Here is a 14,889-nt window from a genome sequence, read left to right as displayed (position 1 = left end):
GAGAAAACCCGTTCACTCGCGTCATTTCCGAAAGATTCGCCGGACGGATGGTTGATCCATCCCCGACATCATCCGTCCCCGTTTTTTCATGATTTTCTATTTATAATAAGCGAATTCGTCTAAAACATTACAGACAACCCTTTACAGATCTGATACACTAGTGATGGACGTAAAATAGGAGATGGGAGACAGTTCATAGGAAAGGAGGTTTGACGTTTGAATTTCGATTGGCTCCGGAGCCAACGCCTCACCCGCTTCCGCAAAGTGGCCATTTCCGGTATGACAGGTTGCCTGGTCATCACAGGTTTTATAACCCCCCCAACCGCCCTCGCACCCCGGGGCCACGACTTTTTCCTTCAGGACTTTGTCCCAAAGGAGAAGCACTCCGATCGTCATCGCGACCGGGTGGAACTTTCCCGAAAAAAGGAAGAATCCGAAAACCATCAACCAAAGGAATCCGATCCCGTCGATGAGAAACCCTATCATGTCGCAAAAGAAGACTCGACACCTTCTCAACCCGTACATACCGCTTCCGTCACCCAGGAACAAGCGAGCCATCCCCAGACACCATCCTCCGCTGAATCGGATGCTGAAAAAGGGGATTCGGATTCTTTCGGTAAAACTTCAGTGGATGAGACGGATCCCTCCGATCAAGACAATCCGACACTGAAACCCGAAGAACCGCCTGAGGATGAGGAGAACGGAAATGAAGAAAGCCCCGATAACGGGGAAGGTGAAAAACCGGAAGAACCCGGCGAAAACCCGGATGAAGGCGATTCGGAAACACCGGACGAAGGTGATTCGGAAAATCCGGATGAGGGCGATTCGGAAAATCCGGACGAAGGAGAAACTCCCCCTCCCGATGAACAGGATCCGGATCAGCCGGGAGAAGAAAACCCCGAAGAACAGCCGGATCATGGGGATGAAAATTGCGACCTCAAAGATTCCATCAAGGAGTCTCTGGAAAAAATCGTGGACCGGAATCTCCCTTGATCCCTACAACCCGCGAGCACACGCTCACGGGTTTTTTGTTTCACCCCCGCCGGAATGAGATGAGAATGATATAATGGCGTTAACGGCTTGAGGGTCCGGTTTAAAGGGAACCGCCAACGGAAAGTCTGTATGTATTCAAACCTTCGTAAAAAGGAGGCCGACCGGAATGCCGCAATCCAAACCCTTTCGGGTCGGTTACGGAATCATACTTATCTTTTTGATTATCTATCTGGGAACGAAAGTGGACTTTATCTTCCAACCGATTGTCGTGCTGGTGCAGACACTGTTTTTCCCCTTTCTCGTCTCTGGTGTTTTATATTACTTGTTTCGCCCCGTCGTCCGCATTCTGGAAACGCAGAAAATTCCCCGGGTGATCTCGATTCTTTTAATCTACTTGTTATTCATCGGCTTGATTACCCTCTTAGTGGTTTTGGCGGGACCCCTGTTACAGGAACAGTTCAACAATCTGGTCGAAAACTTGCCGGGATTGGTGGAAAACCTTCAGGTTCAACTGGTGGAACTGCAGAAAAACCCTTGGGTGAGCGACCTCCTGCAGGAAGAGAACGTGGAGGAGATGACGTCCAAATTTACCAACTATCTCAGTAACAGCATCACCTCCATCATCACCAATATCGCCAACTTTTTCGGGATCATCACCAGTATCATCATGGTCTTTGTCACGGTTCCGTTCATCCTCTTTTACATGCTGAAGGAAGGGGAAAAAGCCCCGCGGCAAGTCCTGCGCTTCCTTCCCCGAACACAGCGGAATGAAGGCCGAAGAATTCTCAAAGATATGGATCGAGCGATCAGCTCCTATATCCAGGGGCAAGTACTGGTCAGTGTCTGTGTCGGGGTGTTGATTTATATCGGTTTTCTCGCCATCCAGGTGGATTACTCCCTCCTGCTGGCTCTGTTCACGATGTTTACCAATGTGATCCCCTTCATCGGGCCGCTGATCGGTACGATCCCCGCCCTGATCGTCGCCGTAATCGATTCTCCGATTATGATGCTGAAGGTGATTCTTGTGATTCTGGCCGCTCAGCAGATTGAAGGGAATTTTATTTCGCCGCAGGTGATGGGGCGAACACTCAAGGTCCATCCCCTGACTATCATCCTGCTCCTTCTCGTTGCCGGTAGCCTGGGCGGGTTCCTCGGTTTGTTGCTGGCGGTTCCCACCTATGCTCTCCTAAAAGTGGTGGTCAGTCACACCTATCGGCTGATCAAATTGCGCTATCAGCGCAATGAAGAGGCGGCCAATCCGGAGAAATAATGAAAAAAGCGATGCTTACAGCTTCCCAGCTTAAGCATCGCTTTTTTCTTCGTACCTATTTCGCCAACTCATAGATCGCTTGGGCATACAGGGCCGCCCCCCGGATCAACTCCTCCACCGACATGTATTCATCCCGCTGGTGGGCTGTATCCGCGCTGTCGGGGAAAATCGGGCCGAAAGCGACACCCGTATCCAAGGCCCGGGCATATGTAGCCCCTCCCGTCGTCAACAGCTTTCCTGCTTCCCCCGTCTGCTCTTCATACACTTTCTTCAGTACAGTCACCAGCTGGTGATCCGGGTCCACATAATGCATATCCTTATGTTCTGTATGCGTGATTGAAAAACCATAGGAGGCCACCGCCTCCTCCACCCGTTTCCGGATCGATTCCCGGTCGCCATGAAGCGGATAACGGATATTGAGGTGAACCTGCTGTCCTTTTCCCGACACATAGCGGAAGATGCCGCTGTTAACCGTTAGTCGTCCCAACTGGTCGTCCATCTGGGCAATCCCCAACTTTTCGCCGAAAAAGTCGTCCACCAACCGGTCGGAGATCATGGAAACAAACCGGGAACCGGGTTTGTCCAAATCCAGCCGCTCCAGAAATTGAACCAACCGGTAAGCGGCGTTGACGCCCTGATCCGGTTCAGAACCGTGATGGGAGACCCCTTCCACCACCAAAGTCAGGTAATCATCCGCCTCTTCAGCATACCCCCGGATTCGGTTGGACAACAGATAATCCTGGTATAGTTCCTTCAATTCAAAGATATCGCCGTCCCCTTTCAGGCGTGCCTGAGCCTGACCCGGAACCATATTGGGGCGCTGTCCGGCGGCAAATTGGGACAGGATCCATTGACCGTCCTCCTCTGCAGGCGCCTCCGCCTCCCCTTCCAAAACGAAATCAACCATCCCCTTTTCCGCATAGATCACCGGAAACGAGGCATCCGGCGTAAAGCCCAGGTCCGGCATGGATTCCCGCCGGAAATAATAATCCATGTCCCGCCACTGAGACTCCTCATCGGTTCCATAAATAAGACGCACCCGTTTGGACAAGGGCAGTCCCAACTCCTTGATCAACTTCAGGCCGAAGAAGGCGGCCATCCCCGGCCCTTTGTCATCCTCCGCACCGCGGGCGTAAAACTTTCCATCTCTCACTTCCGGAGAAAAGGGTGGAGAAGTCCAATCCTCCCCTGCGGGAACCACGTCCAAATGGGCGAGAACGCCTACCAGCTCCTCCCCTTGACCGTATTCAATATGCCCGGCGTACCCGTCCACATTCTTGGTTGTAAAGCCCTCTTTTTCTCCCAAGTCAAGCATGTACTCCAAGGCCCGGGCAATACCGCGCCCAAAGGGGGCCCCTTCCTCCGCTGAGGACTCGTCCAACACGCTTTCGATGGAACAGAGTTCTGTCAACCGGGCAATCAGGTCTTCACTCCTTTGTTGTATCTCTTGCCGCCAATCGATCTGCAATTCAACATTCCTCCTTTTCATACCATTCTTCGCGCGGGGATTAAACCGTTTCAAAATGATACCGCCGAAACCCCGAACGGAAACACCTCTTCAACAGTCGGGTCCGGTGTTTGCAACTCTCCCCGGTCCGCCCAATTCTCCCGTTCCTCCAGGGAACATTCGGGAGAAGGATCCTATCCATCATACTACCGCAATCCGGGACTGGCAAACCGATACCGGAACAAAGGCCGCCCCTCCGGAAAATCCGTTGGCCCCCGACCATCCCCGGCAAAAGATCAAACAGATCAAAGTTGCCTGAAGGGGCAAGCGACTCAGGAAAGGGCGCAAGCATAAAAATATCCGGCTCCCTTCCGATGGAGCCGGACCATTCTTCGTTATTTACAGATTTCCTTTTAAAGCTTTGGATACTCGTGCGACGCGGGCACCGAGGCGGGAAGCCATCTTCTTCTCCCGTTCCTCTGGGGAATCCTCCCGTCCTGCTACGGTTGAAGCCGCGTAGGGCGTTCCGCCGATCCCTTCCGTCGTATTTTGTTCCGGATTTTCACCGTATGGAAGACCAACATAAATCATACCAAAATGCATCATCGGCACAAAAGTCGTTAATGCGGTGGATTCCTGACCGCCATGAATCGAATTGGAACTGGTGATAACCGCAGTTGCTTTCCCCTCCAGCTCTCCGTTCATCCAAAGGCCGCCTGCGGCATCGAGGAATTGCTTGACCTGCGCCGGCATCAGTCCGAACCGAGTCGGTATTCCCCAAATAATACCATCCGCCCAACGCAAATCCTCTTGTGTCGCTTCCGGGATCGCCTTCTGCCCTTCCTGAGCCTGTACATAGGCCTCCTGAGTGGACATCTGCTTTTTGGCGACTTCAAATTCCGGGATTTTGACGATTTTCACTTGCATCCCGTCAACGCTTTTCGCACCTTCTGCCGCCGCTGACGCCATCTGGTAAGTATGACCGTAAGCACTGTAATAAGCGATCAAAAGATTGGCCATTGAACAACTCTCCCTGTTTTTTGAGTATATCGGATGATGAAGAAGGCCTTAGAGTAACGTATAAGCGCCGGGGCCGGACAAAGCGATTCCCACGGCGACCGCAATGAACAGCACATTGTATTCGATTCCGCCTTCAGTCACCCAGAATCCGTTTTTACCGTGAACTTTTACAATCGCCACCAGCATGGTGACTACAATCAAGGCCGCCGCCAAAGACGTCCACACACCCGCGGCAAACAACAGTCCGCCTCCGAATTCACCGAGACCCGCCAGCAAGGCCATTGTCACACCGGGTTTAATGCCCATGGACTCAAAAGCCCCGCCGGTCGCTTTCAGGCCGTGACCGCCAAACCAGCCGAACAGCTTTTGTGCACCGTGTCCCGCCATCGTCAATCCGGCTACCAAGCGAATGATCAACAGTCCGAAATCTTCCATTTCCCTCCCTCCTTTCTATAATATAGTTACTAACTTACTTTATGTTCGCATTGTAACGAACCCGCTTACTTTTGTCAAGTAGACAGCGCGAGAAGCCGATCCTACTTGTACAACTTAAGGGGTATTAGGATTCAAACCCCGTTGCTTTGACATCTTTTAATGTTCTTTGCACTGAATCATGGATCAACCCGTTCGTCGCCAGGATGTTTCGAACGCCGATATGATAAGGCTGCCCCGTTGTATCCGTCACTCGGCCTCCGGCTTCTTTTACCAACAAAGCCCCTGCCGCCAAATCCCACGCATTCAGATCGATTTCCCAAAACCCGGTCAACCGGCCGCTGGCAACATAGGCCAGATGCAAGGCCGCTGATCCGGCCGTACGGATATTGCGGCACTTTGTGCCCAGCTCCAGGATTCCGTTGATATTCACCTGACGCGCTTCACGGATCCCGGCAGGGAATCCCGTTGCTAACAAACTGGTTTCCAGTGTTTTTTCCTGTGAAACCCTGATGCGTTCGCCGTTTAAAGTGGCCCCTTTTCCTTTCTCGGCTACGAACAGTTCATTTTGAACCGGATCAAAAATCACTCCGGCTATAATTTCGCCCTGGTGGGCAATTCCAATCGAAACACAAAAAAACGGAAATCGGTGAACAAAGTTCGTAGTCCCGTCAATGGGATCAATAATCCACAGATACTCCGCTTCCCGAGCGGCTTCCAACGCCGCCCGGGAAGCCTCCGAACCCGCCTCCACGCCTTCTTCTCCCAGAACTTGATGGTCCGGATAAGAAGCCTGAAGGGTTTCACGGATGATTTTTTCACATTCTTGATCCACTTCCGTGACCAAATCGTGACTCGATGTTTTGTAATTCACCCGTTTGTCCGTATCCATCCGTTTTTCCATCAAATTTCCTGCCTGTTTTGCGGCCTTTACGGCGACATCAAGCAATGACACATCGATTCCCCCCTGTATCAGCTCTCCATTATTATATCCAATCGGACAGATGAGCTAAATGACATCGTTTCTTTGATTCACCACCGCCCAATCTCTGATCTCTCTATCCGCATGAACGGCCGGGAAAGGCGGTTTATTTTATATAATCTCCCTTCCCGATAGCTGATAACCATGAACGAATTTCAAGTCGGGAATCGGTCCCGAGATGGTAAAATATCCGGAAACGGGAAATATAAGCATCAAAAGTTGCCTATCATCGTCCATACCTTGTTGCAAAGACATGGGGAGGAACTCAAACCCGGAAACACCAGTGGTCCGTAAAATCTCATCGGATCGAGGCTCCCCGCCAACAGGTGAAAATCCTGCAAGAGCATCTCCGTCCAGCCGGAGGGTTGGAACGAAGCTGACCGAGATCTGTTAAAAGCTCTACGTTTCTTTTTTGATCCATAGGGAATGAAATGAGTGTTCACCCTAAGTTATATCTCCCCTTTTGAGACACGCGGATCCGCCTGAAAGAAAATCAGCTACCTTTCCCGGCATACCGGAAAGTTGTGAGATCAGACTAACAAAGCCCGAGCGTTCGATCCGACCATGTAGCGACTGAGATCAATGGGGGTTACCGAGGAGGTATCCTGACGATGGAAAAAGCGCAATTGGGAAATTCAAATCTGCAAGTAACTCGAATCGGTTTGGGAACTTGGGCCATGGGAGGCTGGATGTGGGGTGGCACCGACGAACAAGAAGCCATCAAGGGGATTCGCCATGCGATCGATATGGGAATGACCCTGATCGATACCGCCCCGGTGTATGGGTTTGGCGTATCTGAGGAAATTGTCAGCCGGGCGGTACAGGAATCGGGCAAGCGGGATCAGGTGGTTCTGGCGACAAAAGCCGGTCTGGAATGGGATAACCAACAACGGGTTTGGCGGAACTCCCGGCGGGAACGGCTGGAAAAAGAGTTGGAAGACAGTCTGAGACGACTAAAAACAGATGTCATCGATCTTTACCAAATCCACTGGCCGGATCCGGAAACACCGATCGAGGAAACGGCGGAAACCCTGAACCGTTTTTATGAGCAGGGTAAGATCCGAGCCATCGGGGTGAGCAACTATAATGAAGAACAGATGGCGGCCTGGCAGAAAGCCGCTCCCCTTCACAGCAACCAACCCCAGCTCAATCTGTTTCAAGACTCCCTGAAGGATACGGTTTTCCCGTATTGCGACCAACACGAGGTGGGAACCTTGACATGGGGGACCTTGGCCCATGGTCTTCTCAGCGGAAAGTTTGACGAAAACACCACTTTTCCCGAGGACGACCTGCGCCACAATCACCCGATGTTCCAGGGTGAACGTTTTAAGCAATACCTGGGTGCGGTAAAGGACTTAAAGGAGTTGGCCGCGGAAAAAGGAAAGTCTGTATTACAGCTGTCCGTCCGCTGGGTTCTGCAACAACCCGGCGTCACCACTGCTCTGTGGGGAGCCCGGCGTCCACAGCAGTTAGAGGAAGTCCCCGGGGTTTTCGGTTGGGAGCTATCCACTGAGGACCTGGAACGAATCGAGACCATCCTCCGTAAAAATATCACGAACCCCGCCCCGCAAGGGATCGACGGTCCTCCATCCCGCTCTGCCGTCAAGTAAACACGATTCCCATGTGAAAAACCCTTTCCCTCGTTCACTCGGGGAAAGGGTTTTTTGATACGCTCGATTCATGCATCAAAAAAGGCACACCTTTATCCTGCAAGGCGTACCCGTTGGTTCCTTTTATCCCTATTCCAATACCTTCAAAACCTGATAAATCAAAAAGCCCATCAAGCCGGTACCGGGGAGAGTAAAGATCCAGGCGTAGAGGATTTTGCCCGCAATTCCCCAACGAACTCCTTTCACCCGTTCCGCCGCACCGACACCGACAATCGATCCGGTGATGGTATGGGTGGTGCTGACAGGAACCCCGATTTTGGCGATAGTCGCCAGAAGGGCTGCCGCCGCCGTTTCTGCGGCAAAACCGTGAGGGGTATCCAAATGACTCAGACGTAAACCGATCGTCCGGATCACCCGCCATCCCCCGATCGCAGTACCGAGACCCATCGTCAGACCGGCGGACAGAATCACCCAAAAGGGCACTTCAACGGTATCCAGGAACCCGCCGGCCACCAGCGCCATGGTGATGATCCCCATCGCTTTTTGAGCGTCGGATGTTCCGTGACTGAAGGACATAAAAGCAGCAGATAAGATCTGTAACGGCCGGAACAATCGCTTCACTTTGGATGGGGCCGAATTGGCAAAGACGAACCGGATCAACTTCATCAACAGATAAGCCAGTAATCCCCCGAGCAACGGCGATACCAACAGCGCGATCAAAACCATCATGACTCCATGCATCTTGATCACAGCCAAGCCCTGGTATGCGACAGCCGCACCGATCAGCGAACCGATCAAACCGTGGGAGGCGCTGACAGGCAGGCCCAGAAGCGTCATCACCGTATTCCAGATAATCGCCGCCAGCAACGTCGCCATGATCACCAACTGGGTTACGAGATTCGGATCGACGATATCTTCTCCGATCGTCTTGGCGACAGCGGTGGAAAAGAAAGCACCCGCCACATTTAGCACCGCTGCCATCAGGACGGCCTGCAGCGGTGTCAGAGTCCGGGTTCCGATAACGGTGGCGACCGCGTTGGCCGAGTCGTTCCATCCGTTGGTGAAATCAAAGACGAGGGCAAGTACAACGACCAATACGATCAGCACGACCGGGTCAAGCATACTTCATGACCACGCTTTCCAATACATCCGCCAAATCTTCGGCGGTATCCGTAACCCCTTCCAGCTTTTCATAAAGCTCCTTCCACTTGATCACCTCAATCGGGTCCTTCGGATCTTCAAAAAGCGAACCGACAGACTCCCGCATCAGACGGTCCCCTTGGTTTTCCAGCAGATTGATTTCCACAACAATGCTGCGGATCGAGGAAAAATCCCGTTTCTCCAGCGCGATAAAAGCTTCCTGCAAATACTCAGCGGACTTCTCCAGGATTTCCGCAAACTGCATCAGGTAAGGCGTCGTCTCATTGACGTGACAATACACAAACCGGGATGCGCAGGCTTCCACACCGTCGAGAACATCATCCAATTTGACTGCCAGTTGCAGAATATCTTCCCGGTCCATCGGAGTGACAAAGGTCTGATTCAGCTCTTTCAACAGAATGTGGGTATATTCATCCCCTTTGTTCTCCAAATCCTTGAGTTTTTCGGCATACTCATCCTTGTGTTCAAGGGTTTCCACATTCTGTCTAAAAAGCTGCATCGCTTCAACAATATTCCCGGCCGCATCCACCAGGGTCTGATAAAAAACCGAATCCTTCGAGCGGTTAAAAAGCAAAACCGATTCCCCCTATGATTGACGGTTAGTTTTACATCATCTTCATGTTTGTTCAAACGATGACTATCAATCCTCCTTTATCATAATTCTTTTTTGAAGGAAAGAAAACAACCTTCATCAATTTTACATCGACAGTCCAGGATTTTCTATAAACTTACTTTTTTCACACCCTTATTCTTTCCTTCGTTTCCAGTCTCATTCTAGTTCCCCTTCAGGAAACTTTGATCTGTTTGATCCCTTGCCGGGGGTCGTCGGGGTGGCAGGCCGCCTCCGATCTCTTGCAAAAAACGCATAGTGAGACCGGGAAGCGGAGCGACCTTGGCTAGACTTGTGCTCTCCTGAGTCCAAAGGATCTACACCGGTCTACCACCCTCCCAACTTGGTTCCCAGACGGGGGACTAGTAGAATCCCGGGGGAGACCCGACGGAAAAGTAAAAAAACGGGTGTCCCATGGTCGGGAAACCCGAAACAGCGCCTCCTTTACTACTTCAAATGATCGAGGCGAAGCAACCGATCGTCATTTTTTCCGGGACTGCCCCGTCCATCCGTGTTGTTGGTCAAAACATAGAAACGACCATCCAGGGACAGGATATCTCTCAGCCTTCCTTCCCCTTCAAAGACCAGTCGAGAGGAGGTTCCGTCCGTAGAGAAAGCCCGGATTTGCTGCCCCCGCAGACCGGCGACATACAGTGTGCCGTCGGATTCAGCGAGTCCAGACGGAGCCCAAGTATCCTCCCCGGATTGATATAGTGGTGATTCCATACCCTTCTTCTCTTCATCACCGACGATGACCGGCCAACCATAATTCTTCCCCGCCTCGATCCGGTTGATCTCGTCTTTACCGGTTTCATCTCCGGAAGGCCCATGTTCCGCGCTGTACATGACCCCCTTATCCGTCCAGGCCAAACCTTGGGGGTTGCGGTGTCCATAGGAGTAAACATAAGAATCCGGGAAAGGATTATCCTCCGGCACACTGCCGTCCAAGTTCAGGCGCAGGATCTTTCCGGCCAGGCTGTTTCGATCCTGGGCCTTTTCCTCTTCTCCCGCGTCCCCCGCAGTGGCATACAGTTTTTGGTCCGGCCCGATCGCCAGACGTCCTCCGTTATGGATAAAACCCCCCGGAATTTCCTCCAAAAGAATCTCTTCCTCTTTCCACACCTTCTCTGTCTCTTTCAACCGGACAATCCGGTTATAGATCTCTCCGTTTTCCCGGTAGGTATGATAAGCGTAAAGAGAAGAATCCTTGTCGAAGTCCGGAGACAAGGCCAACCCCAGAAAACCCCCTTCTCCTTCATGCAACACTTCCTTCGTCAGCGACAATTTCTTTCGCTGCGGTTTTCCGCCCTTTTTGGGCACCTCGGCGATCGCCCCCGGCCGTTCGCTGATATAAAAAACATCCCCGCTTTCCACGACAGACCAGGGAACATCCAGCTCCTCGGCCAGCACCTTCGCATCCCTCATCCCTTCTCCCCGGGCCTCTCCGTTCTCATTGGTTTCCCCGGTATCCGAAGACGGTTGGGTACAGGCGACTAACAGCATCAATAAACCGATTCCCCATCCCTTTTTCATAAGACCTCCCCCATCATCGATCCTCATGTCAATTTTCTATGAAACCTTTTCCTGTTCTCCACCGGAATCAAACCGAAAAAACAGGGGGGTCCCATTATTTCCCTGAATCTTTTTCTTCTTATTTTCCATGATACAACTGAGAAGGATAACTCTAAGGAGGGATGGATCGTGCCGGAAAACCGTAACCCAAAGAAAAACGAAGGCGATCAGGAGGAGGAAGTCTTCCAAACCGTTCAATTCGCCTATGAACAAAGCGGCGAACTGACCGACGTGGATGTTCCGAGAAAAGCGATTCGACGAAAAAACCGCGATGAAGAAGACCGTTCCTAGAACGATTTTAAAAACCAAATCGTGGCGATACCAAAAAAAGCGATGACCGTCCGTTTCAGGAAGGCATCGCTTTCGCTTATCCGGGATTCCAACCGGTAGATCGACTTTTCAGGCATGGACACTGGCACCGATAAAATGGCCCTCAATGTGCAAAAAGAGGATGTTGAGATCGGAGATACAGCTGGACAGCTCATTCATCTCTTCCATCAATCCAAAGAAATCCTCGTCTTCCCGGGCCTGATTCAATGCTTCAAAGCGATCCATGTACCGCTGTTCAAACACCTTGATCTGCGGGGGGATCTGAGCGCACACTTCTTGGCATTTCAATTCAAAGGTATGTTGGACCTCTGGAGGCATCTCTTCATACTCCACGTGAAGCAACGGACGGTGGACTTGAAGGCGTTCATCCCATGGAAATTCGTAGGACTCTCGAATCAAAAAGGCCTCACTCCGGTTCCAATCGGTTTCTTTCACTATAAAGGCTTCGCCGCATCCATACAAGGGGGAGAGAGGGGAAAGCATCAAGCGACGGAGCGTTTAGCCGGTTCCGGCTCTTTTTCCCGGGATCCGTAGCTGTGAAGCACCATCCCCCCAGCCACTAACAGAATGCCGATCCAGGAAACGGGCGAAGGCCATGGAACGCTTAACACCTAGGCTTCTCCCAGAGCCGCGAAAACCAATTCCCCAAAGGCAAAAAAGAAAGAGGCAAGAATGCCGTACATGATCGGGCGCAACGATCATCCTCCCCACCTTGCCAGGACAAGTCCGATTCGGGTTATGCGATTTCGATAAAGAGGGGCGGCGAGCCGACGAATAACCGGTTTTTTACCAACCCCGTTCCTGCATCCGGTCCGACTCTTCCAGGCGATCCATTTCAATGCCTTTCATCGGTTCACCCAATCCCTTCGACAGCTCCGCAATCAGGGCATAATCCTCGTAGTGGGTAGTGGCTTCCACAATCGCACGGGCGTATTTTTCCGGGTTAGCCGATTTGAAAATTCCCGAACCCACAAATACACCATCCGATCCCAACTGCATCATGAGTGCCGCATCCGCCGGGGTGGCGATTCCTCCCGCAGCAAAGTTGACTACAGGCAACTTACCGGTTTCATGCACCTGCAACAACAGATCGTAGGGAGCCCCCAGGTTTTTGGCCTCCGCCATCAGCTCATCGCGGGTCATCCCTTTGACTTTGCGGATTTCTCCGACCATCCTGCGCATGTGGCGTACCGCTTCCACCACATTGCCCGTTCCCGGCTCGCCTTTCGTCCGAATCATAGAAGCTCCCTCACCGATGCGGCGGAGTGCTTCACCCAAATCCCGGGCTCCGCAGACGAAGGGAACCGTGAACGCCTGTTTATCCACATGATAAAGTTCGTCAGCGGGAGTCAGCACTTCACTCTCATCGATATAATCGACACCCATCGCTTCCAACAAGCGGGATTCCACAAAGTGGCCGATCCGGGACTTGGCCATCACCGGGATGCTGACAGCATTCATCACTTCCTCGATGACTGTCGGATCCGCCATTCTCGCCACACCGCCGGCGGCTCTAATATCCGCAGGCACTCTCTCCAAAGCCATCACGGCCACAGCGCCTGCCCTTTCCGCGATTTGGGCTTGTTCCGCATTGACGACATCCATGATGACGCCGCCTTTCTGCATTTCCGCCATTCCCCGCTTGACGCGGTCCGTTCCGGTTTGATGGTGGTTCGTTTCCACTTTTCTTCCTCCTTGCATTCGATATAGTTGCTATTGTCTCCCTGTGATTTTAGGGTTACACTTATATAACAGTCAATATCACTCTGTAACAGTTTAGATGGAGGGAAAGAAAAGGGATGAACATCGAACTCAACCGCGGATCCCGGATTCCCTTGGCCCGGCAGATCAAACAGGCGATCGCCGACCGTATTCTGTCCGGATATTTTAAAAAAGGGGCACGCCTCCCGTCTGTAAGAAAGCTGGCCCAGTCGCTTCGCGTCAGCCCCGTCACCGTGATTCACGCTTTAGATCTCTTGGAAACCAAAGGGCTGGTCAAACGAATTCACGGCAAGGGAACCTTTGTCTATGAAGATGAAAACGAAAGCGAGACGGAGCAGACGGAGGAGCCGACCCCGTTTCCGGTTTCCGATTACCTGCATCGATCCCAGCACTGGTACTTTCACCAGAGGGAATCGGAGATCAACTTTTCTCTGTGCGCCGTTCACCCAGAGCTCCTCCCCGCCTCGGACCTGGCGCAAAGCATTCGACAGCTTGCCATGAAAGATCCGGAAGTCTTGGTTCAATACGGAGAAATTCAGGGAGACTTGGAACTTCGCCGTACCATGGCAAAAAACCTGGCCCGGGAACATCTCGCCCTCTCTCCTCAGGAAGTCCTGGTCACCAACGGTGCTCAGCAGGGAATCGATCTTGTCGCCCGCAGTTTTATCGGACCGGGAGATCTTGTCGTGACGGAGGAACCGACTTACACTGCGGCGATTGACGCTTTTCGGAGCCGGGGAGCCAACTTGCTGACCGTCCCGATGGACGAGGAAGGGATCCGGATCGACAAACTGACGGCTCTGCTGGATACATACAAGCCCAAGCTTATCTATACCATCCCTTCCTTTCAAAATCCCACCGGCAATGTGATGAGCGCCAAACGCCGCAGGGAATTGTTTGACCTGGCCCGCCATACTAATTGCTTGATCTTGGAGGATGATCCCTGGAGCGAAATTTTTTTTGATAAGGCGCCTCCTCCACCGATCAAATCTCTGGACCAGTCCGGCCATGTCATCTATCTCAAAGGGATCAGCAAGATGTTATCCCCGGGTTGCAGAGTCGGATTCCTGACCGCCTCGGGAACGGTTCTCCATCGTTTGGTCGCCGCCAAAACCCATGCCGACCTGGGCAATCCCCTCTTGAACCAAAAAGTGATCTTGCCTCTCCTTCAGCCGGAAAATCTTTCGTCTCTCTTGAAACAGCTTCGAACGGTGTTAAAGAAACGACGGGATACCGCTCTCCGTCTTTTGCGGCACTATGCCCCTCCACAAATCCAGTGGACGATCCCGCAGGGAGGATTAAACCTGTGGATCTCCCTGCCGGAACGAATCCGGGCCAACAGCCTTCTCCAGGAAGCGGAAAAACGGCGGATCAGCTTCCTTCCGGGTTCATCGTGCTATCCGGGAGACCCGGAATGGAATCATTTGAGAATCAGCTTTTCCTACGTCGATGAAGGGCAGCTGAAGGAAGGGATCCAAAAACTGTGCTCTATCCTTTCCGCTTATTTGGCCTCGGCGGAAAGCCGAAAAGGGGAAACTCCCTTGTTCTGAAAAATACGGCCGTCATATGGAATCATTGGGATTTTCGCTACTCGTCGTGAACGATCTTTTCCCTGAAAGATCGTTCACGACTTCGATCAGGTGTTTCAGGGATCGACCAAGGCGATCAAGTTTCCAGATCACCAAGGTACCCCTGGTCGTATGTATCCCAGGGTCTTCTCCAACCCTTTCCGTGTAAACC

16 protein-coding genes are annotated in these 14,889 nt (G+C 52.2%); 5 read left to right on the top strand and 11 right to left on the bottom strand.

Translation table 11 applies throughout. The features are described 5' to 3' along the window. Positions 1-216: 216 nt before the first annotated feature. Together CHM34_RS17555 and CHM34_RS17550 are read left to right on the top strand one after the other, a co-directional pair. Positions 217-993 (top strand): hypothetical protein, encoded by a 777-nt coding sequence (locus CHM34_RS17555; RefSeq protein ID WP_094265920.1) that lies wholly within the window; start codon positions 217-219, stop codon positions 991-993. A 166-nt stretch (positions 994-1,159) separates the two neighbouring features. Beyond that, positions 1,160-2,263 carry an AI-2E family transporter gene (locus tag CHM34_RS17550; protein ID WP_094265919.1) on the top strand — a complete coding sequence of 368 codons (1,104 nt, stop codon included), beginning with the start codon at positions 1,160-1,162 and terminating at the stop codon, positions 2,261-2,263. 55 nt (positions 2,264-2,318) lie between these two features. Here the strand turns inward: CHM34_RS17550 and pepV are convergent, their stop codons facing one another. From pepV to CHM34_RS17525, 4 genes are all read right to left on the bottom strand, one after another. After that, the gene (gene pepV / locus CHM34_RS17545; RefSeq protein WP_240512067.1) at positions 2,319-3,731 is read right to left on the bottom strand and encodes a dipeptidase PepV; all 1,413 of its coding nucleotides are present in this window, start codon (positions 3,729-3,731) and stop codon (positions 2,319-2,321) included. A 378-nt stretch (positions 3,732-4,109) separates the two neighbouring features. Further along, on the bottom strand, positions 4,110-4,730 hold the full coding sequence (wrbA, locus tag CHM34_RS17535) for an NAD(P)H:quinone oxidoreductase (RefSeq protein WP_094265917.1): 621 nt from the start codon (positions 4,728-4,730) through the stop codon (positions 4,110-4,112). A gap of 48 nt (positions 4,731-4,778) precedes the next feature. Beyond that, positions 4,779-5,165, bottom strand: coding sequence for a DoxX family protein (locus CHM34_RS17530; RefSeq protein WP_094265916.1), 387 nt, complete (start codon positions 5,163-5,165; stop codon positions 4,779-4,781). 124 nt (positions 5,166-5,289) lie between these two features. Next, positions 5,290-6,117, bottom strand: coding sequence for an inositol monophosphatase family protein (locus CHM34_RS17525; RefSeq protein ID WP_276207720.1), 828 nt, complete (start codon positions 6,115-6,117; stop codon positions 5,290-5,292). Positions 6,118-6,755: 638 nt separating this feature from the next. On the opposite strand from CHM34_RS17525, the gene CHM34_RS17520 reads away from it, so the two are divergent. Further along, on the top strand, positions 6,756-7,754 hold the full coding sequence (locus CHM34_RS17520; protein WP_094265915.1) for an aldo/keto reductase: 999 nt from the start codon (positions 6,756-6,758) through the stop codon (positions 7,752-7,754). A gap of 129 nt (positions 7,755-7,883) precedes the next feature. Here the strand turns inward: CHM34_RS17520 and CHM34_RS17515 are convergent, their stop codons facing one another. The 3 genes from CHM34_RS17515 to CHM34_RS17505 all read right to left on the bottom strand — a co-directional run bounded on the left by CHM34_RS17515 (position 7,884) and on the right by CHM34_RS17505 (position 11,058). Beyond that, entirely contained in the window at positions 7,884-8,876 is a 993-nt protein-coding gene (locus CHM34_RS17515) for an inorganic phosphate transporter (protein ID WP_094265914.1), read from the bottom strand. After that, positions 8,869-9,489, bottom strand: a complete 621-nt coding sequence (locus tag CHM34_RS17510; protein WP_094265913.1) for a DUF47 domain-containing protein — start codon at positions 9,487-9,489, stop codon at positions 8,869-8,871. The genes CHM34_RS17515 and CHM34_RS17510 overlap by 8 nt, the downstream gene beginning before the upstream one ends. A 483-nt stretch (positions 9,490-9,972) precedes the next feature. Beyond that, complete coding sequence (locus CHM34_RS17505) at positions 9,973-11,058, bottom strand: PQQ-dependent sugar dehydrogenase (RefSeq protein WP_094265912.1); 1,086 nt, start codon at positions 11,056-11,058, stop codon at positions 9,973-9,975. A 168-nt stretch (positions 11,059-11,226) separates the two neighbouring features. On the opposite strand from CHM34_RS17505, the gene CHM34_RS19440 reads away from it, so the two are divergent. Next, positions 11,227-11,388 carry a hypothetical protein gene (locus CHM34_RS19440; protein WP_169713816.1) on the top strand — a complete coding sequence of 54 codons (162 nt, stop codon included), beginning with the start codon at positions 11,227-11,229 and terminating at the stop codon, positions 11,386-11,388. A gap of 108 nt (positions 11,389-11,496) precedes the next feature. Here the strand turns inward: CHM34_RS19440 and CHM34_RS17500 are convergent, their stop codons facing one another. The 3 genes from CHM34_RS17500 to pdxS form a co-directional block, all read right to left on the bottom strand. Beyond that, positions 11,497-11,862 (bottom strand): hypothetical protein, encoded by a 366-nt coding sequence (locus tag CHM34_RS17500; protein WP_141201759.1) that lies wholly within the window; start codon positions 11,860-11,862, stop codon positions 11,497-11,499. Between the two features lie 47 nt (positions 11,863-11,909). Then, a complete protein-coding gene (locus CHM34_RS20010; protein ID WP_141201758.1) occupies positions 11,910-12,038 on the bottom strand; it encodes a multidrug resistance efflux transporter family protein in 129 nt (42 codons plus the stop codon). Positions 12,039-12,213: 175 nt separating this feature from the next. Further along, the gene (pdxS, locus tag CHM34_RS17495; RefSeq protein WP_276207719.1) at positions 12,214-13,110 is read right to left on the bottom strand and encodes a pyridoxal 5'-phosphate synthase lyase subunit PdxS; all 897 of its coding nucleotides are present in this window, start codon (positions 13,108-13,110) and stop codon (positions 12,214-12,216) included. 116 nt (positions 13,111-13,226) lie between these two features. Here pdxS and pdxR point away from each other — a divergent pair, with 116 nt between their 5' ends. Beyond that, entirely contained in the window at positions 13,227-14,699 is a 1,473-nt protein-coding gene (gene pdxR / locus CHM34_RS17490; protein ID WP_094265909.1) for a MocR-like pyridoxine biosynthesis transcription factor PdxR, read from the top strand. 12 nt (positions 14,700-14,711) lie between these two features. Here pdxR and CHM34_RS19105 read toward each other — a convergent pair whose 3' ends face one another. Further along, the gene (locus CHM34_RS19105; protein ID WP_240512069.1) at positions 14,712-14,831 is read right to left on the bottom strand and encodes a hypothetical protein; all 120 of its coding nucleotides are present in this window, start codon (positions 14,829-14,831) and stop codon (positions 14,712-14,714) included. Positions 14,832-14,889 lie beyond the last annotated feature (58 nt).

Source organism: Paludifilum halophilum, assembly GCF_002245355.1.
GTDB classification, from domain to species: Bacteria; Bacillota; Bacilli; order Thermoactinomycetales; family DSM-45169; genus Paludifilum; species Paludifilum halophilum.
This window is presented reverse-complemented; position numbering and strand designations above follow the sequence as displayed.